Origin of the sequence: Exiguobacterium artemiae, from assembly GCF_033342815.1 — a bacterium.
In the GTDB taxonomy this organism is placed as follows: Bacteria; Bacillota; Bacilli; order Exiguobacteriales; family Exiguobacteriaceae; genus Exiguobacterium_A; species Exiguobacterium_A artemiae_A.
The window spans coordinates 17829-38946 of the sequence record NZ_JAWPEN010000010.1 but is presented as its reverse complement, the minus strand read 5'-3'; the positions used below and the strand labels follow the sequence as shown (position 1 = coordinate 38946).

At 49.5% G+C, this 21118-nt stretch carries 25 protein-coding genes; 17 read left to right on the top strand and 8 right to left on the bottom strand.

Annotated features, from left to right (window positions below):
* Positions 1–70: 70 nt before the first annotated feature.
* Both R7V76_RS10605 and R7V76_RS10600 read left to right on the top strand, forming a co-directional pair.
* Complete coding sequence (locus R7V76_RS10605; protein ID WP_318092463.1) at positions 71–802, top strand: DUF5694 domain-containing protein; 732 nt, start codon at positions 71–73, stop codon at positions 800–802.
* A gap of 12 nt (positions 803–814) precedes the next feature.
* Positions 815–1417 carry a VOC family protein gene (locus tag R7V76_RS10600; RefSeq protein ID WP_318092462.1) on the top strand — a complete coding sequence of 201 codons (603 nt, stop codon included), beginning with the start codon at positions 815–817 and terminating at the stop codon, positions 1415–1417.
* On the opposite strand, the gene R7V76_RS10595 is transcribed toward R7V76_RS10600, so the two are convergent.
* Positions 1414–2346 carry a zinc-dependent alcohol dehydrogenase gene (locus tag R7V76_RS10595; protein ID WP_318092461.1) on the bottom strand — a complete coding sequence of 311 codons (933 nt, stop codon included), beginning with the start codon at positions 2344–2346 and terminating at the stop codon, positions 1414–1416. The two genes, R7V76_RS10600 and R7V76_RS10595, sit on opposite strands and share 4 nt — an antisense overlap.
* 230 nt (positions 2347–2576) lie before the next feature.
* Here R7V76_RS10595 and R7V76_RS10590 point away from each other — a divergent pair, with 230 nt between their 5' ends.
* The 3 genes from R7V76_RS10590 (at position 2577) to R7V76_RS10580 (ending at position 4172) form a co-directional block, all read left to right on the top strand.
* Positions 2577–3152, top strand: coding sequence for a hypothetical protein (locus R7V76_RS10590; protein WP_318092460.1), 576 nt, complete (start codon positions 2577–2579; stop codon positions 3150–3152).
* Between the two features lie 318 nt (positions 3153–3470).
* Positions 3471–3599: a hypothetical protein gene (locus R7V76_RS10585; protein ID WP_318092459.1), complete on the top strand. Its 129-nt coding sequence runs from the start codon at positions 3471–3473 to the stop codon at positions 3597–3599.
* A gap of 177 nt (positions 3600–3776) precedes the next feature.
* A complete protein-coding gene (locus R7V76_RS10580; RefSeq protein WP_318092458.1) occupies positions 3777–4172 on the top strand; it encodes an RDD family protein in 396 nt (131 codons plus the stop codon).
* 81 nt (positions 4173–4253) lie between these two features.
* Here R7V76_RS10580 and R7V76_RS10575 read toward each other — a convergent pair whose 3' ends face one another.
* Positions 4254–5129 (bottom strand): aldose epimerase family protein, encoded by an 876-nt coding sequence (locus R7V76_RS10575; RefSeq protein WP_318092457.1) that lies wholly within the window; start codon positions 5127–5129, stop codon positions 4254–4256.
* A gap of 186 nt (positions 5130–5315) precedes the next feature.
* Between R7V76_RS10575 and R7V76_RS10570 the strand changes: the two genes are divergently transcribed.
* The 5 genes from R7V76_RS10570 (at position 5316) to R7V76_RS10550 (ending at position 11980) form a co-directional block, all read left to right on the top strand.
* The gene (locus tag R7V76_RS10570; RefSeq protein ID WP_318092456.1) at positions 5316–6308 is read left to right on the top strand and encodes a LacI family DNA-binding transcriptional regulator; all 993 of its coding nucleotides are present in this window, start codon (positions 5316–5318) and stop codon (positions 6306–6308) included.
* A 131-nt stretch (positions 6309–6439) separates the two neighbouring features.
* Complete coding sequence (locus R7V76_RS10565) at positions 6440–7714, top strand: sugar ABC transporter substrate-binding protein (RefSeq protein ID WP_318092454.1); 1275 nt, start codon at positions 6440–6442, stop codon at positions 7712–7714.
* A 57-nt stretch (positions 7715–7771) separates the two neighbouring features.
* Positions 7772–9028: a carbohydrate ABC transporter permease gene (locus R7V76_RS10560; RefSeq protein ID WP_318092453.1), complete on the top strand. Its 1257-nt coding sequence runs from the start codon at positions 7772–7774 to the stop codon at positions 9026–9028.
* A gap of 5 nt (positions 9029–9033) precedes the next feature.
* Positions 9034–9882, top strand: coding sequence for a sugar ABC transporter permease (locus R7V76_RS10555; RefSeq protein WP_318092452.1), 849 nt, complete (start codon positions 9034–9036; stop codon positions 9880–9882).
* 46 nt (positions 9883–9928) lie between these two features.
* The gene (locus tag R7V76_RS10550; protein WP_318092451.1) at positions 9929–11980 is read left to right on the top strand and encodes a beta-galactosidase; all 2052 of its coding nucleotides are present in this window, start codon (positions 9929–9931) and stop codon (positions 11978–11980) included.
* 69 nt (positions 11981–12049) lie between these two features.
* On the opposite strand, the gene R7V76_RS10545 is transcribed toward R7V76_RS10550, so the two are convergent.
* Positions 12050–12931, bottom strand: a complete 882-nt coding sequence (locus tag R7V76_RS10545; RefSeq protein WP_318092450.1) for a LysR family transcriptional regulator — start codon at positions 12929–12931, stop codon at positions 12050–12052.
* Positions 12932–13043: 112 nt separating this feature from the next.
* Between R7V76_RS10545 and R7V76_RS10540 the strand changes: the two genes are divergently transcribed.
* From R7V76_RS10540 to R7V76_RS10525, 4 genes are read left to right on the top strand one after another with little or no spacing between them, the layout of a single operon-like run.
* Entirely contained in the window at positions 13044–13781 is a 738-nt protein-coding gene (locus tag R7V76_RS10540; RefSeq protein WP_318092449.1) for an SDR family oxidoreductase, read from the top strand.
* Positions 13782–13786: 5 nt separating this feature from the next.
* On the top strand, positions 13787–14362 hold the full coding sequence (locus R7V76_RS10535; protein ID WP_318092448.1) for a DapH/DapD/GlmU-related protein: 576 nt from the start codon (positions 13787–13789) through the stop codon (positions 14360–14362).
* A 1-nt stretch (position 14363) separates the two neighbouring features.
* Complete coding sequence (locus R7V76_RS10530) at positions 14364–14834, top strand: cyclophilin-like fold protein (RefSeq protein ID WP_318092447.1); 471 nt, start codon at positions 14364–14366, stop codon at positions 14832–14834.
* Positions 14831–15241 carry a cupin domain-containing protein gene (locus tag R7V76_RS10525; protein ID WP_318092446.1) on the top strand — a complete coding sequence of 137 codons (411 nt, stop codon included), beginning with the start codon at positions 14831–14833 and terminating at the stop codon, positions 15239–15241. Before R7V76_RS10530 ends, R7V76_RS10525 begins: the two co-directional genes overlap by 4 nt.
* A 75-nt stretch (positions 15242–15316) precedes the next feature.
* Here the strand turns inward: R7V76_RS10525 and R7V76_RS10520 are convergent, their stop codons facing one another.
* Positions 15317–15787: an NUDIX hydrolase gene (locus R7V76_RS10520; protein WP_318092444.1), complete on the bottom strand. Its 471-nt coding sequence runs from the start codon at positions 15785–15787 to the stop codon at positions 15317–15319.
* Between the two features lie 45 nt (positions 15788–15832).
* Positions 15833–16582, bottom strand: a complete 750-nt coding sequence (locus R7V76_RS10515) for an SDR family oxidoreductase (RefSeq protein WP_318092442.1) — start codon at positions 16580–16582, stop codon at positions 15833–15835.
* A gap of 147 nt (positions 16583–16729) precedes the next feature.
* Between R7V76_RS10515 and R7V76_RS10510 the strand changes: the two genes are divergently transcribed.
* Entirely contained in the window at positions 16730–17272 is a 543-nt protein-coding gene (locus tag R7V76_RS10510) for a DUF402 domain-containing protein (RefSeq protein ID WP_318092440.1), read from the top strand.
* Positions 17273–17596: 324 nt separating this feature from the next.
* Positions 17597–18259: an HAD family hydrolase gene (locus R7V76_RS10505; protein WP_318092439.1), complete on the top strand. Its 663-nt coding sequence runs from the start codon at positions 17597–17599 to the stop codon at positions 18257–18259.
* 64 nt (positions 18260–18323) lie between these two features.
* Here the strand turns inward: R7V76_RS10505 and R7V76_RS10500 are convergent, their stop codons facing one another.
* Genes R7V76_RS10500 through R7V76_RS10490 form a run of 3 tightly spaced genes read right to left on the bottom strand, consistent with a single transcriptional unit; the run spans position 18324 to position 20151 of the window.
* Positions 18324–19028 (bottom strand): class I SAM-dependent methyltransferase, encoded by a 705-nt coding sequence (locus R7V76_RS10500; RefSeq protein ID WP_318092438.1) that lies wholly within the window; start codon positions 19026–19028, stop codon positions 18324–18326.
* Positions 19029–19030: 2 nt separating this feature from the next.
* Positions 19031–19813 carry a creatininase family protein gene (locus tag R7V76_RS10495; protein ID WP_318092437.1) on the bottom strand — a complete coding sequence of 261 codons (783 nt, stop codon included), beginning with the start codon at positions 19811–19813 and terminating at the stop codon, positions 19031–19033.
* The gene (locus R7V76_RS10490; RefSeq protein ID WP_318092436.1) at positions 19810–20151 is read right to left on the bottom strand and encodes a YciI family protein; all 342 of its coding nucleotides are present in this window, start codon (positions 20149–20151) and stop codon (positions 19810–19812) included. Before R7V76_RS10490 ends, R7V76_RS10495 begins: the two co-directional genes overlap by 4 nt.
* Before the next feature lie 230 nt (positions 20152–20381).
* On the opposite strand from R7V76_RS10490, the gene R7V76_RS10485 reads away from it, so the two are divergent.
* Positions 20382–21083: a hypothetical protein gene (locus R7V76_RS10485; RefSeq protein ID WP_318092435.1), complete on the top strand. Its 702-nt coding sequence runs from the start codon at positions 20382–20384 to the stop codon at positions 21081–21083.
* Positions 21084–21118: the final 35 nt, after the last annotated feature.

Here is a 21118-nt window from a genome sequence, read left to right as displayed (position 1 = left end):
CGTGTTTTTGATGGATTTTTTTTACAATTACTGTAGTATGAAAGAGGATCACCAAAAAAGGAGGAAGACGATGAGGCGACGCGGGACTGTATTACTGCTCGGGAGTATACATTTTGACCGACCGGATAACGGAGACTTACTTCATTTACGAGGCGGATCGATGCTGACACCGGACCGACAAAAACAAATTGAGGACGTATTAAATGTCCTGTCCGACTTTCGTCCGACAAAAGTCATGCTGGAAACGCGTTCGGAGAATCAACACGACCTGACGCTTGAGTACGCGGCTTATCGCGCCGGAAACTTGACGCTGACTGCCGATGAACGGCATCAGCTTGGTTTTCGTCTGGCGGCTCAAATGAATCTTGCCGATCTCCTGGCGATTGATTGGAATCAGATGGTTGACGGAGTGCCGTCGCTCGGTCAGCTGAGAGACGAAGAACCGGAGCGATTTGACGAGATTATCGCAAAAGAGACAGAACGGATACGACAGATGGAGCACGAATTTTCTGAACTGCCGTTACTATCGTTTCTGCATAAAATCAATACAGACGGACGGACGCGGGAGATGCACCAAACCTATTTGACACTCGCCTGTCTCGGGGTGTCGGGGATGGAGTGGATGGCCCGGTATTGGTATGTCCGGAATCTGATGATCTTTAAAAATATCCTGACACAAAGCGAAGGGCCTGAGGAACGGATTGTTGTCATATACGGATTGGCACATGTGCACTTGCTGCAACAGCTGTTAAGGGAGAGTGGCGAAGTAAATCTTTTGACGTTTGACGATATCATGATATAGGGAGCGATACATATGTTATTTCATTATCATCTTTGGACACCGTTCGTCGAAGACACAGAACGGTTTTATCAGCAGCTTGGTTTTCAGGTGACACAACGGATCGGGAAATACGCGGGGGAGTTCACTTCGTTTGATCCTCCGCTCGATTGGGACGATTTCCGCGAGCAACAGATTTTGTTTCGGATCATCGAGATGAAACGGGGGACCATCAATATTACGTTTGGTTACGGAAAAAAGGTGATGTTCGATCATATCGGGTTTCTTGTAACGGAAGCTGACCGACTGAAGGTACTCGACCGGGCGGAAGATCTGGGATTGACGATTCAGGCAAACGAACGCCGGACGTTTATCGGAACGCCGTTTGGTTTCCGGATTGAATTGCAGACCCATCCGGATGCCGTCGAGTCAGAAACAGGGGACCAGCTCCTGCAACTTGGAATCGCGACACCGACACCGGGTCTTGAGCCATTGTTGTCTCAGTTACTGGCTCGGCCGGTTCCGGAAATTACGACGTCTGTCTCGGAACGGATACATGCCAGAGAGGTTGTATTTTCAGGAACACCTGCGCTACCGGTGCAAGATCCGAACGGTCTCGCGGTCCGAACGGTGAGTTAATCAACGGACGGATAGAGGACTAAAACCTTTAAAGGCGTCGCGTCTGTCAGCAAATGCTCAAAATATCCGACTAAGTCATGGGCTGAGACCGTTTTTTCAAACAACTGTTCGAGATGTGGAACATGTGGTGCCGTCTTGAAAAACCATGCGGCATGTTCGTGGTAATCCCATCCGTCACTCGAACCGACAAGCCGCAACTCCTTCTCGTAAAAGGCCGGCGTCAACGATAAGGCTTCATGATTCCCGTCTGAAAGAATGCAGAGCTGTCCATGGGGAACAAGTTTTTCCTGTAATAAGGCAAAAGCGTCCTGTCGTGCGGAACATTCCAGTGCATGTGTAAACGTCTCGCCGGATAGATTAGTGTCTGAATACAAAGCATGCGCCCCGATTGACAGGGCAAGCGATGTCCGGATGGGATCAGGGTCAAAGACGACAATCCGGTCGACATGATAGAAGTGCCGCAGATAAAAAACAGTCAGCAGTCCGATGACACCCATTCCGGTCACTAAAACCGAGTCTGTCGGTTTGGGGGCCAGTTTCCGGACACCTTCTGCAGCGTCACACGATAAGATGTTCAGCAAGGCGAGTTTTTCGGATATGCCGTCCGGAACAGGAATGGCTTTGGCTTCGTCGACGAGTGCGATATCATGATGTCCGTAAAAGGCAAGCAGGCGGTCGCCGACTTGAAACCGGGTGACCTGATCTCCGACGGCAATGACGGTGGCGTAGCTTTCGTAGCCGGTCTCTTTCGGATAGACGGGAGCCGGATCGGTCGGGTCGTCGCCCCGGACTTGCGGCAGTTCAGCCCCGATGCTGATTGCACCGGCAATCGTCCGGACAAGTAGTTCGTGTGCCTGTACCGGAGGAAGATGATGTCTGGTCCAGGTGACAGACCGGGCTGCCGTGACCTGTAAGCGTTCTTGATTCATGAAAACCCCTCTTTTCTGAAAACATAAATCTTCTTTCTATAGTATAAGGTAAAAAATTCCTTATCTAAATAAAAATATGACAATTTTGTAAGGTGGAAACTGTTCGGACGGGGGTAGTTCACGAACTAGTTTATGTTATTCTGAAAAAAAGGCAGAAATAAAAAAAGGACGTGACCCCCATCGAACGGATCGAAATGTCAATTCATCGAGGATTAGTGGAGTTAAAAAACTTGGATAAACGGATTCAAAAAGCACAATCAAAATCGTTCATCGGTGTGCAGAGTGGCAGCCAGGCACCGGCGGGCTATCCGTCGGTCGTGACATTTGCGGAAGAAGCGCAAGCGAACCTGCAGTCGATTCGGGATTTGATGGAGCGGCGGAACCGGATCAAGTCCGCCATCACGGCGTCGAATGCTGTGACGGTCGTCCGTATTAACGGTCGTGAGATGACCGTTGCGGAGGCCATTGACCGGCGGGATGTCGGGCTTGTCTATGAACGGCAACTGTTGCAGACGTTACGGGAGCAGCTGCGGCAAGTCGAACAGACGATCGAGACAGAACGGCAAGACGTCGTACGGCGGGCAGACAGCCACATCGAGGCCACTTACGGTTCCCGGGAAAAAGGGAATGCGGACGAGATGGAAAAATCACGTCGACTGTTCATCGAGCGCCTGGAGCCGAAGTTGATTGATCCGTCGAACTTGCGTCAGGTCATCGCTGAGCTGGATGAGACGATCGATACCTTTGAAACGGAAGTCGATTTTACATTGTCCGAAAGCAATACCGTAACGAAAATTTTTGCGTAATGACGATTTCCTGTTAGTCTGATATTCCTGCGACCAAACACGCCTGTTTTGTGCGATAACAAAACAATCCGTGCTTCGGCACCTCACATCGGTTCCACTGAGAACCGGAAGTGAAAGTTCAATGTTCACAGCTCAAGGAACAACGAACAAAGGTGAACGCTCAGACCATGAAAGCTAAACCATCAACGAGAAAAGAGTGATCAAATCCACGATTAAACGGGATAAGAGAGGGCTTGTTTGTTGCCTCTGGGAGTACCGCGTGGCTGGGCTGACAGGGAACCTACATATAAAAACGTTAACCGGAAAGGATGGAGAGATATGCTGAATCTGTATTTGACTTTGCTTGACATGCCGAGCCTCGCGATTGCAGCACTTGTCATCGGCCTTGTTTTAACCATGAAGTACGGGCGGCTGTTCGTCCGTCGGGACATTCCGGGAATCCAGTAAACGAATAGCAGCTGTTCTGTATACGGGCTGTCTGTTCGGTTTGGGCAGTATCGTCCTGTTATATACGTGACGCATGAACCTTTTTTGATCGGAGTTATCCGTTTCAAAAAAGGTTTTTTTGATTCCGGAACGAAGGAGATACTGTCACCTGAAATAAACACGAAGGAGGAATTGAAGATGGATGGATTATTAAAACGTAGGATCGGAGCGGGCATCGTCGACGTACTTGTTCAAGGAATCGTTTCCGGTGTACTTGAAGAAACTGTCTTGAAGCGTGTCAAGAACAAGGCGGTACATGCACTAATTACGGAACCGGTCGTTAATTTTTTAATTGAGACGGTCCAATTGTCAACGGGGAGCGGACAAACCGTCGGACAACGTCTGTTTCAGATTCAAGTCGTCAGCGAGAATCATCAACCGCTTGCCGTAAAACAGATTGCGAAGCGGATTGTGTACCGGGAAACGATTGCTCCGGTTAAAGCCTGGAAAAATCGGAAAGTATATCTGCGAGACGGATCGATCCTGCCGGAGGATGAATTTGCCGGAACCCGGGTCATCCGGAAAATCAACTAGGTTTGCGGGTGGACCCGTAAAACAAATCAAACGGAGGAGGATGACAGACACACAGTCTGCTGTCCTCCTCTTGCTCTGAAATCAATACGTCGTGCTAAACGAATAAGTCGTCTCGTGAAAGTAGGGAATTGAACCGCGGATGAGAGATGACAGAAGGAAATCCGTTGAATCAAAACAAATACCGGAGAAGGACGTGTCGGTATGATGCGCTGTTGCGGACAACACAAAGCCGGGTTGGGAAGTTTCGATTGTCATCCAGCGCCCGCTTATGGCTTCGTGAACAGAGATGACCGGTTGTTGATGAAATGAAAAATAAGTATCGGCAGGAAACTTTGAAAACATCTTGTCTAAAAAGAAACGGTTCAGACGACGCCCTAACCGGAAATCAAAGGGTGTTCCTTTCGTCTGTTGCAAGCAGGGATTAATCGACAGCGCCGGTACGGGGTGGATGAAACAAGAACTGGCAAACTTCAAATCATGTTGTGTCATACTGGCTTTTAAATTACCGCTTAGGTTAAAGAAAACAGGAAGCGACAAAGAGAGGCGAAGCGGCTGGTTGGTCGTCGCTGCATATCGGAGAATCAGTTGATTGTTGTTAGTCAGCACATAAAGCATGTCGATTGCGATCACCTGTCCATTGACAGATATTTCCGCCGACAGACGAAGTCCGGATTCTTGTATTGTCGAGAAAGGTTCAGCTGTGAATAAAAGTTGATGTAATGCCAGATCGATTTCGTGAACGGAACCGGACGACGTATCGTACAGCCGGCCGGATAAACCGCGAGGAATCGCAGGAACCGTTACTGAAGAACAGTCAAACATAATATTTTCGGGATGACCATTTCGGTCAGGCACGATCAAACGTTCAATGCTTCCTCCTTTGCTTGCAATCTCGACTTCCATTCCCCGATCATTGTTCAAACAATATCGTGCCGATTGGTCTTTTTGTGAATTCATCCGGACCTGCAATTTCTTTCCTCTTCTTTTCGTGTGAAATTAAACTCTTTTTAACGGTATAATACATATACAATAATCAAATCAGTAAACTTCTTTCCTTTTACTTTACCACTCGCAAAATATTTTAATCTAATAATTTACTAAATTTTTTTACTTAAAATAATTAAAAAAAGAGGCGGATGCATGATGGCGACGATCAAAGATATTGCAAAAGAAGTGGGTTGTTCGATTTCGACGGTATCCCGCGTATTGAATAATGACCCGACGTTATCAGTCGGAGACGAGACGAGAGCCCGGATTTTTGAAGTGGCGGAAGAAATCGGATACCGGAAAAAAACACTGAAAACACTCGTGAAGAACATCGCGTTTTTATATTGGCTGACCGATAACGAAGAGCTCGAAGACGTCTATTTTCAAACGATGCGGGTGGAAATCGAAAAAAAAGCACGGGAAAACAACATCGAATTGACGACCTATAAACTCGAAGACGGGATTGAAAAAATCCCGCTGGATATCGACGGATTCATTGCCGTCGGTTCATTCATGAACCGCGAGCTCGAATATTTGAGAGAATTGACACCGCATGGCGTATTTATCGACTCTACACCGGATCCTGCACATTACGATTCGGTTCGTCCGGATCTTGCGCAAATCACCCGTCAGGCAGTTGAAGTGCTGGTGGAGCAAGGTCATGAAAAGATCGGGTTTATCGGCGGCACGTATCATAACCTCGATACGGACGCGGAAGAGATGGATGGACGGGAGCGGGCGTTTCGTCAAACGATGGAGGAACGTGACTTGTTGCGGGAAGATTTCATCTTTTGCCGGCGGGGATTTTCGGTCGACAATGGACATTACTTAATGAATCAGGCGGTCGAACAACTCGGGGAAGAGTTGCCGACAGCGTTTTATGTAGCGGCGGATCCGATTGCAGTCGGTTGTTTACAAGTCTTGAACGAGCAACAGATCGAGATTCCGAAACGGGTCAGTCTGATCAGTGTCAATGATACAAGTATTTCGAAATATGTGTCGCCGCCTCTGACGACGTTCCATATTGACCTCGAGGAGATTTGTCAAAATGCGATTCAACTTTTACTGGAACGTGTGTTAAAGAAACGAAACATTGTCAAAACGGTTTATATCGGCGCGGAATTGATTACTCGTAAAAGCACTTTGTAAATAAATTTAGTAAAATATTTTACTAAATTTATTTACAAAGTTTTCTTGTGGTGCTATATTTTGATTATTAAAGCGCTTACAAAAAAGTGTTTTAATCTTTTCAGAATATGACTCACAGGAGGAAAAAGAAGATGAAGAAAACCATTACATATATGACTGTCCTGAGTAGTCTGGCATTGACGGCCTCGCTCGCGGCGTGTGGTCCCGGGGAAGAAGCGCAGGGAAACAAGGAACAATCATCAAACAAAGAAGCGAAGCTGATCGTCTGGGAAGACATTGAAAAAGGCGAAGGAATCAAAGACATCGTTTCAAAATTCGAACGGGACAACGATGTCGACGTAAAGGTCATCGAAAAACCGTACGCCAAGCAAATCGAGGATTTACGATTGGATGGTCCGGCCGGTACGGGTCCTGATTTGTTGACGATGCCGGGGGATCAGATCGGCACGGCGGTAACGGAAGGAATCATTAAAGAAATGGATGTCCCGAAAGGGATCCAGTCGATTTATACCGATGTTGCCCTTGATTCACAAAAAGTGAACGGAAAACTCTACGGTGTCCCGAAAGCGGTGGAAACAACGGTTTTATACTATAACAAAAAACTGGTCTCTGAAGAGAAATTACCAAAAACCCTGGAAGAGTGGTACGCCTTATCGAAAAAAACAACAACCGGACAATCGTTTGGCTTTCTCGCTTTATTTGATCAAATCTATTATGCCCAAAGTGTTTTAAGTGGATATGGCGGTTATATTTTCAAGCAGGATGGTCAAGGGAATTACCAGACAAAAGAAGTCGGCCTTTCGAATACCGGTGCCATTGAAGGGGCGACCTATATCCAAAAGTTTTATAAGGAAAAATTATTCCCGTCAGGTATCATCGGTGAGCAGGGCATCAATGTTCTTGAGTCCTTGTTTACGGAAGGGAAAGCAGCCGCCATCATCTCCGGTCCCTGGAACGTCGAGCCTTTTACGAAAGCAGGCATTGATTTCGGGATTACGAAACTGCCGGAGCTTGAAAACGGAAAAAATATGAGTTCCTTCATCGGTGTCAAAAGTTATAATGTCAGCGCTTACTCCAAACAGTCGGAAATGGCGAACAAGCTGGCGCTTTATCTGACGAATGCGGAAAACTCGAAAAAGCGTTTTGAAATCACAAAAGAAGTGCCGGCCGTCAGCGCGTTGGCACAAGATCCGACCGTGACGAAAAGTCCAGCCGCACAGGCAGTCGCTGAACAATCGAAATTTTCCGAGCTGACACCTAATGTCCCTGCAATGAATGAAGTCTGGAAGCCCGTTGATGCCGCGCTTCAAACGATTGCGACCGGAAAAGCAGAACCGGAAGCAGCGATGAAACAAGCCGTTAAAACGATTGATGGGCAGATCGAAGCGAAGCACGGAGCAAAATAACCGTGCTTGAAGTAACATTTCCAGACAATCAGAGATTCTAGTGAAGAGGTGAAGGACGTGCAGCACCGGAAAATTGGAGTGTTATTATCGATCATTCCAGGACTTGGTCAATTGTATCACCGGCAATGGGTGAAAGGCGGACTCTTGCTTTTCATCAGTATTGCCTTTTGGATCGCGTTCGCAGATTTACTCAACATGGGATTATGGGGAATTGTGACGCTTGGAACAGAAGTCCCGCGCGACAATTCGATTTTTCTGTTGGCGCAAGGGATCATCGCGATCATCGTCTTGTTGTTCGGGGCCGGCCTGTATGCGTTTAATTTACGAGACGCCTACCGCAACGGGCAAAAGCGGGATCAAGGATTTCGGCCGAATTCTTTGTGGGCGGATTATCGGAATTTGATGGATCACGGTTATCCGTATTTAGTCAGTGGTCCGTCTTTGTTTTTATTAATCTTTGCCGTGGTTTTTCCGATTTTGTTTAGTTTTGCTTTGGCGTTCACGAACTATGATTTATATCATTCCCCGCCTGCGAAGCTGGCGGATTGGGTCGGATTTTCTACCTTTGCTCAAATCTTCACAGTCGATATTTGGCGATCGACGTTCTTTGATGTCTTGTCCTGGACCATTATCTGGACCTTGGTCGCCTCCACCTTACAAGTGTCACTCGGCATTTTTTTAGCGGTCCTCGTCAACCAAAAAGAGGTCCGGTTCAAACGGACGATCCGGACGATTTTTGTTTTGCCATGGGCTGTTCCGGGTTTTGTGACGATCCTCGTTTTTGCCGGGCTCTTTAATGACAGTTTTGGTGCGATCAACATGGACATTCTGGCCTGGTTCGGTATTGAGCCGTTGCCATGGTTGACGGATGAGAAATGGACGCGTGTTGCACTCGTCTTCATGCAAGGTTGGCTTGGCTTCCCGTACGTCTTTTTAGTGACGACGGGTGTCTTACAATCGATTCCGGAAGATTTATATGAAGCGGCCACGATTGACGGTGCCTCGATTTTGGCGAAGTTCCGGCATATTACGATGCCGATGGTACTGATCGCCATGTCGCCGATCATCATCACCCAGTTCACGTTTAACTTCAATAACTTTAATATTATCTATCTCTTTAACGGCGGCGGACCGTCCGTACCGGGTTCCAATGCCGGCGGAACGGATATCCTCGTCTCCTGGATTTATAAACTGACGATGCAGTCCGGTCAATATGCATTAGCGGCCGCTTTGACGATCTTACTGTCGATTTTCGTCATCGGAATTGCGTTATGGCAGTTCAGACGAACCAATTCCTTTAAGGGAGGAGCGTGATCGAGATGGCGAGTAGAAACATGACACGGACGGTTCGCCTGACGCTGACCTATTTGATTCTATTGTTTGTTGCAACCTGTATCATCTACCCGCTCCTGTGGACGATTGGGGCAAGTTTTAATCCGGGAAACAGTTTAGTCAGCACATCGATCATTCCGAAAAATCCGACACTGGATCATTACCGGGAATTATTTGCCGGAAAAGAAAGTCTGCAATACAGTCAGTGGTATATGAACTCGTTAAAAATCAGTCTCTTTACGATGCTCGGGACGGTCGTCAGCGTCTCCTTTACAGCCTATGCCTTTTCGCGTTTTCGCTTTAAAGGACGTCAGCAAGCTTTGACGTTGTTCTTACTGCTTCAGATGATTCCGCAGTTTTCGGCGTTGATTGCCTTGTTCGTTTTGGCTCAGATGCTCGGTATGATGAACAGTCACTGGTTGCTGATTCTGTTGTATATCGGCGGTCAGATTCCGATGAACACCTACTTGATGAAAGGGTATATGGATTCGATTCCGATTGATCTCGATGAGAGTGCCAAACTTGACGGAGCGGGTCACACGCGGATTTTCATCCAAATTATTTTACCGCTCTGTCGCCCGATGCTGGCCGTGGTCGCGATGAACGGATTTACGGGACCACTCGGGGATTTCGTACTCGCTTCGACGATTTTACGGACGCAGGAAGCCTATACGTTACCGATCGGTCTGTTTAATCTCGTAAATGAAGCGATGGGCGCAAGTTATACGACGTTTGCTGCCGGAGCGATTTTGATCAGCATCCCGGTCGCGGTTCTGTTTGTCCTGCTGCAAAAACATTTTGTGTCCGGGCTAACGGCCGGGGGAACAAAAGGGTAAGAGAGAAAGAGAAACGAAATAAAGGATTAAGGGAGAGGCTTAAAAAATGGGGCAAACGATTTATACGACAAAGGCCAGACATATGTTACACGGAGGGGACTATAACCCGGATCAATGGCTCCACGTACCGGACGTCTTGCAGGACGATTTACGGTTGATGCGTCTTGCGCATACGAATACGTACTCGATCGGCATCTTTGCCTGGAGTGCGCTCGAACCGACCGAAAATCAGTTCACGTTCGAATGGCTCGACCGGATCATTGACGATATTTACGCGAACGGCGGACAGGTCATCCTGGCGACACCAAGCGGGGCACGTCCGGCCTGGTTATCGCAAACATACCCGGAAGTGCTGCGTGTTGACGAGCGCCGTGTCAGACAGCTTCACGGCGGGCGTCACAATCACTGTCTGACGTCACCGGTGTACCGTGAAAAAACACAACGGATCAATCGCTTGTTGGCTGAACGGTACGGGAATCATCCGGCGCTGTTGATGTGGCATGTTTCGAACGAGTACGGCGGCGAGTGCCATTGTCCGCTCTGTCAGGCAGCCTTTCGCGACTGGCTGAAAGTAAAATATGAGACGCTTGACGCGCTGAATGCCTCCTGGTGGAGTGCCTTTTGGAGTCATACGTTTGACGATTGGTCGCAGATCGAGTCGCCGTCACCAATCGGCGAAAGTATGGTCCATGGTCTGAATCTGGACTGGAAACGGTTTGTGACCGATCAGACGATTTCGTTTTTTGAACAGGAAAGTGTCCCCCTGCGCGAATTGACACCGGATCTTCCGGTCACGACCAATTTCATGGCGGATACCGAAGATCTGATTCCGTTCCAGGCCCTTGACTACAGTCGATTCGCGAAGAATGTCGATGTCGTCAGTTGGGATGCCTATCCGACCTGGCACAATGACTGGGAAACAACAGCCAATTTAGCGATGAAGGTCGGGTTCATCAATGACTTGTTCCGGAGTTTGAAGCAGCAACCGTTTCTCTTGATGGAATCGACGCCGAGTGCCGTCAATTGGCATCCCGTCAACAAAGCGAAACGCCCGGGCATGCACCTGTTGTCCTCGATGCAAATGATTGCCCATGGTTCCGACAGCGTGCTGTACTTCCAGTGGCGGAAATCCCGCGGCTCGTCAGAAAAGTTCCACGGGGCGGTCGTCGACCATGACCGGTCGGAAGAGAACCGGGTGTTTCAGGAAGTCGCCCAAGTCGGACGAACCCTCGAGCAACTCGGCGCCGTCGTCGGTACGACGCGTCCGGCAGAGGTCGGGATTCTTTACGACTGGGAAAATAACTGGGCGTTAAATGATGCGCAAGGGTTCGCAAACGATACGAAACAGTATCCGCAAACGCTGCAGGAGCACTACCGTTTCTTTTACGAACAGGATATCCCGGTCGATGTCATCACGAAAGAACAGCCATTTGATGCTTACAAACTGTTGATCGTGCCGATGCTGTATCTGGTCAGTGCGGCGACCTTGGAACGGCTACAACGATTTGTCGAGCATGGGGGAACGTTGGTCACGACATACATGACCGGTCTCGTCGATGAACATGATTTGGCGTATGCCGGATGGCCGGATGAACTGAAGACGATCTTTGGCCTGATACCGGCAGAGACGGACACGCTGTATCCGAGCGATCGCAATCACGTGATGTTTAACGGGAAACAGTATGAACTGCAGGATTATGCGACGGTCATCCAGGTCGATTCAGCAAAAGTCGTTGGTACCTATACGGATGACTTTTATCAACAGACACCGGCCGTGACCAAAAATCAGTATGGACAAGGTGTCGCCTGGTATATCGGCGGACGACTCGAGGCAACGTTTCAACGTGACATGTATGCGATGTTAATGGATCGGTTAAACATCAAGGCACCTTTCGACACGACGCATACGGCAGAAGTATCGATTCAAGTGCGACGTGGACAGGAGGCGGACTACGGGTTCATCCTGAATTTTTCCGAAGTCGAGCAAACGGTTGAACTGTTCGAGTCGTTGCTTGAGCCTGCAACACAAACGGAAATCAGCGGTCAGCTGATGCTTAAACCGTATGAAGTCAAGATCGTTGAACGGAAGAAAACATGAATGCAATACAAAACGGCTTTTTAGACAGAGATATGTTCTGTCCGAAAAGCCGTTTTTTGGATGTGTCCGTTAAAAGGTTGTGTCCTCTTGCGTCCGGCTCATCCATTCGAGCAATGTTTTAGCCGGACGCGACAGGATTGCTTGTTTTTTCCAAATCAAGTAGGTGTTGGCAGTGAGCGCCGGCGCAAGCGGAACGAAAATGAGTTCACTTCCACTTGTGTTGATGATGCGGTCGAGACACACGGCATGACCGATTCCTTCCTTGACGAGGAGCGAAGCATTAAACAGCAGGTTGTAGGTTCCGACGATGTGGACCGTGTCCCAATCCAAACCAGTCCGTTCGGCAAACGTCCGGTTTCCTTGGAGTTGTTCCGAAACGATTAACGGAAGGTCCCGCAAGTCGTCTGTCATTACCGTCGCCTGTTGACCAAGCGGATGATCGCGCCGTGTCAAAATGCCCCATTGATCCGTTTGATCAAGTTTCAGGTGATGATAAGCGTTGACATCAAACGGCTCAATGACCAGTCCGAAATCAAGAATCCCTTTATCGAGCTTATCAAGGATATCTTGACCGTTCCCGCTGTGAATCCGAATCGTGACGTCCGGATGCCGCAACTGCATCTGTTTGAACGACCGGATGACCGGTAACAGGCTTTCCGTCTCGCCGCCACCGATGTAAAGTTCACCACGCAATGTTTCCTGTGTCGCGAGGTTCGTGACGATTTTATCTGCCAGCGTCACAAGTTCACGCGCCCGTTCCGCCAGATAATATCCGCTTTCTGTCAGGACGATCCCTCCCGGTGTCCGGTCGAACAACGGACCGGTTTCGTCTTCCAACCGTTGCAACTGACGGGACAGAGCGGGCTGTGAAATCCGAAGAATCCGTGCCGCCCGGGTGATGTTTTTTTCCTCGACAACTGCTAAAAAGTATCTTAATTGTTGAATTTCCATGGGGTCCTCCTATGCGTTTTGGTTATGGTATATGATTTTATATTAGCATTAGACATGAAGCGTGAATACTCGTAACCTTGTAGACAAGCAACAACTAAGAGGAGGAATACAAATGAACACACCATTAGATAAAGTCATTGTCATCATGGGCGCGTCAAGCGGGATCGGCGAAGCGACTGCACGTCTGCTCGCATCACGCGGAGCAAAATTAATGCTCGCCGCCAGGCGGATCGAGCGGTTAGAATCCATTCGGAAAGCGTATCCCGAGGCGGATATTCAAATCAAACAGGCGGACGTCACTGAGTTCGATCAAGTTGAAGCTGTCGTACAGGAAGCAAAAGCAGTCTACGGCCGGATTGATGTTCTCTTCAACAACGCCGGCATCATGCCGACTGCTCCACTTGCGGCTGGACACCGGGAGGACTGGAAAAACATGCTCGACATCAACGTGATGGGCGTCTTGAACGGAATTGCCGCGACACTGCCGATCATGGAGCAGCAACATGCCGGGCATATCATTGCGACAGATTCGGTCGCGGGACATGTCGTTTATCCGGAATCAGCGGTCTATTGCGGAACGAAGTTTGCCGTCCGGGCGATTATGGAAGGATTACGTCAGGAGCAACGCGAAAATAATGTCAAATCGACGATTATTTCACCGGGTGCCGTCCAAACGGAACTGTATACGACGATCAGAGATCAAGCAACAGGCGAGTCGCTCCGGCAAGCGCAACAAGAGTGGGGATTAACGAGCGAAGATGTCGCCCAAGCCGTGCTATATGCCATTGATACACCGGACCGTGTCTCGATCAGTAACTTAATCATCCGGCCGACACAACAACAAGTGTGATGCTGATGGAATCATCATCACTTTTTCAACAGATTCAAAATCGACTGATTGAGGCGGACGATCCCCTGCTCGAGCAGATTCATGCCGTACAGCGGGACGGAGAGCGGCTGCTCCACCGGTTGAATCAGCAGTTGTTGTCACCAATGGAGTTTCGCGAGACGCTGGGTGAACTGATTGGTCAGCCCGTTGATGAGAGTGTGGTCGTCTTACCCCCGTTTTATACAGACTTCGGGCCACATATCTCACTCGGGAAAGACATCTTCATCAATCGTGGAGTCATGTTGACGGATCTCGGTTCAATTCAAATCGATGATCACGTGCTGATCGGTCCGTTTGCGAAGCTGTTGACCGTCAATCATCCCGTCAGTCCGTCCAAGCGACGGGGACTGTCCGTCAAACCGATTCACCTGAAACGAAATGCCTGGATTGGAGCGGGGGCAACGATCCTGCCAGGTGTCACGATCGGCGAACATGCCATCGTTGCAGCAAACGCGACCGTGACGAAAGATGTGCCGGACTTGGCGATTGTCGCCGGAACCCCGGCGCGGATCATCCGTTATATCGATGAATCGGAGGACTGACATGAAGCAACGTTTGGAAACCGTCATTGTCCTCCTTTCGCTTGGACTGGCAGGTTGCGGTCCGGCGGTCCCGATTTCGACAGAAGTCAAACAAGAGCTTGAGGAGAGCGATACCATGAACATCAACGTCAACGGTCAGGTCGCTTCGATCCAACTGGAAGACAATGCGACAACCAAAGCTTTAGTGGCGGAAGCTCCGTTTACGATTCAAATGGATGATTTACATCAGAATGAGAAATACTATTATTTCGACAAGTCGTTTCCGGCGAATCCCCAAGCAATCCAGTCGATTGAAGCCGGAGACCTACTGCTGTATCAAAATAACTGTCTGGTGATTTTTTATCAAGCGGCTGAACCGGTTGTTCCGTATACGCGGATTGGAAAAATCCATCATTTTCAGGATATCCGGGCGTCGTTCGGTAACGAGTCCGTTTCCGTGCAGTGGTATGAAAGAGAGGGAGGACAATTATGACAAAATCCAAGACACCTGTAGAATATCCTTTTCAACATGGAGAAAAAAATGAGGCGTTTGCGGCCTATTTCACGGGACAAAGTTATCTCCAGCCGTTAGTCAATGATCCAACGCTCGAAATTTCAGTCGGTCAGGTGACATTCGAACCGGGCTGTCGCAACCATTGGCATATCCATCGGGGAGGATACCAAATCTTACTTGTGACAGACGGAGAAGGGTGGTATCAAGAGATGGGGAAGCCGGCCCGTCTGTTGCGAAGCGGCGATACGGTCGTCACACATGACGGCGTCAAACATTGGCACGGGGCGACGTCAGACAGCTGGTTTTCGCACCTCACCATCACGGCAGGGATTCCGGAATGGCTGGAACCGGTTGCGGAACAGGAATACGACGTGCTGAAGAAATAAATGAAAAACGAGATCTACCTTCAGTCCGTCATCTGGACTAGAGCGTAGATCTCGTTGTCGTTTGGAGTGGGGAAATTAAAACGAACTTCCGAGTGTCCAGAAGGAATCTCCTAGTTGCTGCATCAGTTCGTTGGCTCGGCTTTCGATGCTTTCCGGTAACGTCGCTTGACTAAAGTAGGCCAAATCAAGACTTTCTCCGTCAAGCATCGCCAGCGTCCCCGTGACATTTTTCGCATGATAGAGATGAATGACACCGTGCACTTCATCTCCGTTCGGGTACTGGTAGTAAAAGCGTGGACCGGAAAAGACACCGATCAGTTCCAGTTGATTTGTATGTAATCCAGTCTCTTCCTGCAGTTCACGGATGGCGACTTCTTCAAGCGTTTCGCCGAGTTCCATCGATCCGCCAGGCAGTCCCCAGTCGAGCGTATCGGACCGGTGTTGGAACAAAACTTCCTGCTGGTCATTTGTCACAAGGACGGTAGCGCCGACACTGATGATCGGACGACTGCCGATGAGTTGCCGTAATTCTGAGATGTATCCCATTTAAATCAATCCTTTCTTTTTTCATCGTTTTGATAATATGGATGTTTACCGTGCGAATCCGCCTTCGGCATGGATGACTTGACCAGTGATCCATGCCGCGTCTTCACTGACGAGAAACGCAATCGTCCGTGCGGCGTCCTCCGGTGTCCCGATCCGTCCGAGCGGAAACTGCGGTATCAGGTGCGTCCGGATGTCGTCCGTCATCCAGGTCGAATCGGTTGGTCCGGGATTGAGGGCATTGACGGTAATGCCGAGCGGTGCGACGGCTGATGCGAACGAAGACGTGAAGGCCGAGATGGCCCCTTTTGTTGTCGCATAAGCGAGTTCATCCGGCATCGGTCCGAGATCCTGACCGGATGTCAGATTGATAATCCGTCCGTCCGACAAACCGGCCGCAGCAAACGTCCGCGCGAATAACGTCGACAACAGGACGGTACTCCTGACATTGACGGCGTAATGGGCATCGAGCGACGAGACGTCAAGCGTGGTGAGATCCGTTTGTGTCGAATGCGCCGCATTGTTGATCAGGACGGACGGGGTGCCGAGAGTCGAGCACGTATGCGCAAGCACGCGTTCTGCCGCATCCGGTGCGGACAGGTCGATTTCGAATGCTTCGCTTTGAAAACCGTTTACCGCCAGTTCTGCTTGGAACGTCTTGATCCATTCGAGATCCGCCTTCCAATATGTAAAACAAATCGTCATCCCTTCGGCTGTGAGCTTCCGGCAAATGGCTGTGCCGATATCACGCGGGTGGCTTGCACCGGTGACGAGGGCGATCCGGGGAGTATGTGACATAACAGCGCCTCCAGTTCAACTAAGTATATGCTTGTTCATCTTACCGCTCCCGAAGGAACAACGTCTAGAGAAAAGAGGGATTTTTTTACAAAAAAGACAAGTGGTCTTGATTTTCAAGTGATATGATGGGATATGAGGTGGTCGAACATGACACAACGTAAATATGCCGCCCGATCATCGTGGAAGCGGATCGTAAAACGGCATTACCGGGAACGGTATCTTGAGACGACATCGTTTACAGGATACGTGACCCGGCTTGATCTTATCGAAGTAACGCATCCGTTATTGGTTCGTTATTCGGAGCAGGAGATTCAGATTGTTGGCGACGGTTATTCCTGGCTCCAACAGTTTCCGGCAGGTCAGAAGCACGTCGTCACGACGATGTTCAATGCACACGGACAGGTTATTCAATCGTACATCGATATTTGTCTTCGGAATGGACGGGATACGACCGGGATTTTCTGGGACGATTTATTTTTGGATCTGGTTTTGTTGCCGTCCGGCGAGTGCCTGATTTTGGATGCGGATGAGTTGGAGACGGCGCGGGAAACAGGATTGGTCAATCAGGATCAGTACGCGGCAGCATGGATGGAAGTCGAGATGTTGCAACATCAAATCAGGACGAAAGAGCTGTTGTTCCAACCGCTAGCCCTAGCCCGTGTGCACCATGATTTACTGAATGAAGCGTGACTAAAAGAACCCCCATCCCATTGATTAGATAGATCGTCAACAGGATGGGGGATTTGAAGTGATCGCAGTCTCGCGAGTTACGTCTAAACGATTTTGTTATGGTTATTATAGAGGACAAACAGAACGATACTGATAACGGCTAAGGCGACCACGATGAGCACCATCATGATGGTTCATCTCCTTTTTTCTACTGCAACACGACCTGTCCCGTTAACTATCTTTACCCGAAAATCAACAAAATGAGTAAGTTGTCTGAAGAAATCTGTTACTAAATGGAGACAACTGATGAGAAGTCGTCTCTTAATATGCAAGGAGGACATCAATATGAAACAGGCGTATATCTTTGATATGGACGGCACGTTATTTCAAACGAACCGGATTCTTGGTCATGCGTTAGAAGATGCATTCGACTTCTTACGCATGAATGGTCGCTGGACCGGGGAAACACCGCTGGCTGAGTATCAGACGATCATGGGAGTGTCGTTACCGGAAGTTTGGCAAACCTTACTGCCGGGGCATTCGGACGAGGAACGGGCACTCGTTGACCGGATATTCCAAGACGCATTGATCCGTCACATCGAACAAGGGCAAGGTGCCTTGTATTCCGGAGCGGAAGCGACACTTCAGGCCTTAAAAGAAACAGGGCATCCGCTCTATATCGCAAGCAATGGCTGGAAAGTTTATTTAACGGCCATCGTCCGGCAGTATGGGCTGAATCGCTGGCTCGATGGCGTCTACAGCATTGAAGACGTCGCTTCGTCGCAAAAAAGTGATCTTGTCGCCTACATCCTGTCCGAGCATCAGTTAACGGACGTGGTCGTCGTCGGAGACCGGATTTCCGATTTCCAGGCAGCCAAGGTCAACCGATTACCCGCCGTCGGTTGCCGGTTCGATTTTTCGAACGAAGCAGAACTAGAACAGGCAGATGTGATCATTGACGATTTACGGGAGCTCTTTCAAATCGATTTAAAAGCTGTAACGAAGTGACAAAACAGATCAAAACCGGTACCTCCTCCAAATGCTGAAGGGGACACCGGTTTTGTTTATCTGGTCATTTTTTTCGGAAGAGGGCCGTCCACAGTCCGGACAGTCCGAAGACGGAATCGGTCGGAGCCGCTTCCTGCATCAAACGGATATCAAGAACCTCAAACGGTTCGAAAATCGACCGCAGTTTCTCTTCCGTGAAGCCGAGACCGCCGTTTAGACTTCGTTGCCGGTACACATCCCAGTCCGTCATGTCGGATCCGCCGTACTGTCCGCCTTCGACAAAGCAGGTCAAGGCAAAACAGCCGCCGGGGCGCAGGGCATCGGAAACGACGCGGATATAGTCGTGTCGGCGGTGCGGGGCAATATGGTGGAAACAGCCGGAATCATAAACAAAATCATAGGTCCCGTATTTGAACGGCAGTTCAAACAAGTTTCCTTGGCGGAACGAAACGTCGAGTTGCCGCTCCCGTGCCCGTTCATTGGCCCAGTCGATCGAAGTTTGGGCGAGATCGACCGCGTCGACCTGACTGCCATTTTCCGCGAGATACAAGGCATTTCGTCCGGGACCGCTTCCCAGTTCGAGCACCCGGTTCACCGGAATCTCCAGTTGTTCGACGTAGCGGACCAGATTCTCGTCCGGTTTGTCGACGAAAAAGGGGATCCGTTTCGTCCGGTCGGCATAAAATCCGTCCCAAAAGGCGGTTGGTTCCCGGAGTAAAGCGTCAAGCATCTGTAACAGATCGTCGTGCGTCCGAATTGTTTCGTTCATCATCAGTCCTCGTTTCTTCCCGGCAGGTTTCGCAGGCGGACTGCCGTTGTGAGTGTTTCTTTCAAGTGTTCCGCCCGTTTTTCGGTAAAGGTCGTCCAAAACGTCTCACCGATCGTTGCCAGTTCGTCCGGCGAATAGACACCGGGTTCAAAGCTTCCCCAGCAACCGTCCGTCGTCAGTTGATCCCAAAAGACATAATCAGCAACCGGATAATGGGACAGCGGAACGTCGCCGCCCATCGGTTGCAGGTCAACGAGCTCCGGACAAAGCCACATCGCGGTCGCGACGGACAACAGACCACCGTGCCGTTCGTTTAAACCGTCGAGTCCCGCGGCGTGTAACGCTTCCTCGAATGCCCGGTAGCGGTGCGTCGTGATGATGACGATCTCCGGATACTTAAAGTTAATCTGTTTGACGAAAGCCGACTCCCAGTACGCACCGCCGTGTCCGTTGCAGAGGATGAATTGAGTAAACCCTTGCCGGTGCAGATTGACGATGATTTCTTCGAGCATCATCGAGATCACCGCCGGGCTGACGGTGACGGTCCCGATTTGATTGGCATGTTCTTCGGAGGTGTTAAACGGAAGCGTCGGTAAGACATAGGCGTTTAACCGTTCACCGAAGACAGTGACCTGGTGCTCGGCAATCAATGTATCAAGATGCATCGGCAGATACGGTCCGAACTGTTCCGTCGCTCCGACCGAGAGAATTGCGGTGACAGTCTGACTGTCCTTAATAACCTTCGTACTGTTTTTATAACTGAGCATTAATTCATTTCCTTTCATTCAAATACTTGGCGTAACTCGATTTGTCCTTCACCGTGACCTTGCGGATCCGGCATACGTCTGGCCCAGATAATCGCTTCCTCTCTTGACGCCACATCGATCAAAATAAATCCTGCCAATTGGTCCGCCGACGGTTCAAACGGTCCGGATGTGACGTCCGGTTCTTCATTTGGTTGGTGAAACGAAAAGCGAACGGCTTCCCGCGTCGGGTGCAGTCCTTTTGCCATGACCCGGACGCCGGCTTCGACCAGGTCCCGGTTAAAGGCGGTCATCGCTTCCTGAAGGAGTGGATCCGGAAACAGACCGGCTTCAGAGCGGTTTGACGCTTTAACGAGCAATAGGAATAACCGGGACCAACCTCCTTGCGATAATTGAACATATAGGTAAAAAAACTTCTACTGTTTCTTATTCGACAAATGGGTTGTAAATCCTGTTTTTTAACTAAAAAATGGGTGTTAAAATTCTTTTGATGGAAGAAGAAAGGAAAAAACGTTGCTCTGTCTAACCCCTTCGTTTAGCATAAAGTCAGAAGAATGAAATCAATTCTTATCAGGAAAGGAGCGGGGAAATGGTCTATTGTATCGGCATGTTTGTACTCGGTGTCGTTGCCCTGACGGCGCGGGGACTGTATTTTGACATTTTCCGCATCACGGAGTGGGGGAGTCTCGTTGCTTTTCTCCCGGCGGCCCTGTTGCTCTTTTGGATTGAGCGGTGGCAGCAAAAACGGGATACCGCGTTTAACGGAGGCGGAACCGGTTACACTTCGCTGCTCAGTGACCGTCAATCGACGGGCATCAAACAGATCTACCGGTCGGAGACGATTGTCGGTTCCTACCGCCGGACGTTTGAACAAGCCTGGCACCGCTGGTTCGTCGCTTTTCCGAAAGTGGAAAATTTTTTTCTGAATCTCGATTTTGATTTTTCGCAGCGCGAACTCCGGTTCGAGGAAAAAGCGGGTCAACGACTGTGGAGCAATCAGACGGAGTGGACGATCGAAGAGGGCGGCGAAACCGTCGGTGACATCCAAACTGAAAATACGGTCCGGCATGCCGTTGAATTTACTGAAGTACTAAAGATGACGTACCGTGGCGAGACGTATCACATCCGGTCGCCCCGGTTATCCCGACGGATTGAAGTGAGGCGCAACAAGACAACGATTGCGACAAGTCACCGGAAACGGCACCTGCTGACGTTTGATGTCCCCGATCTTGAGAGACAGGCGGTCCTGCTCGCCGGCATGATTTTGTTTCGGCTCCATTTTCGCGAGTGAAGCCGGATAATTTTACATGACTTGGTACAGACAGG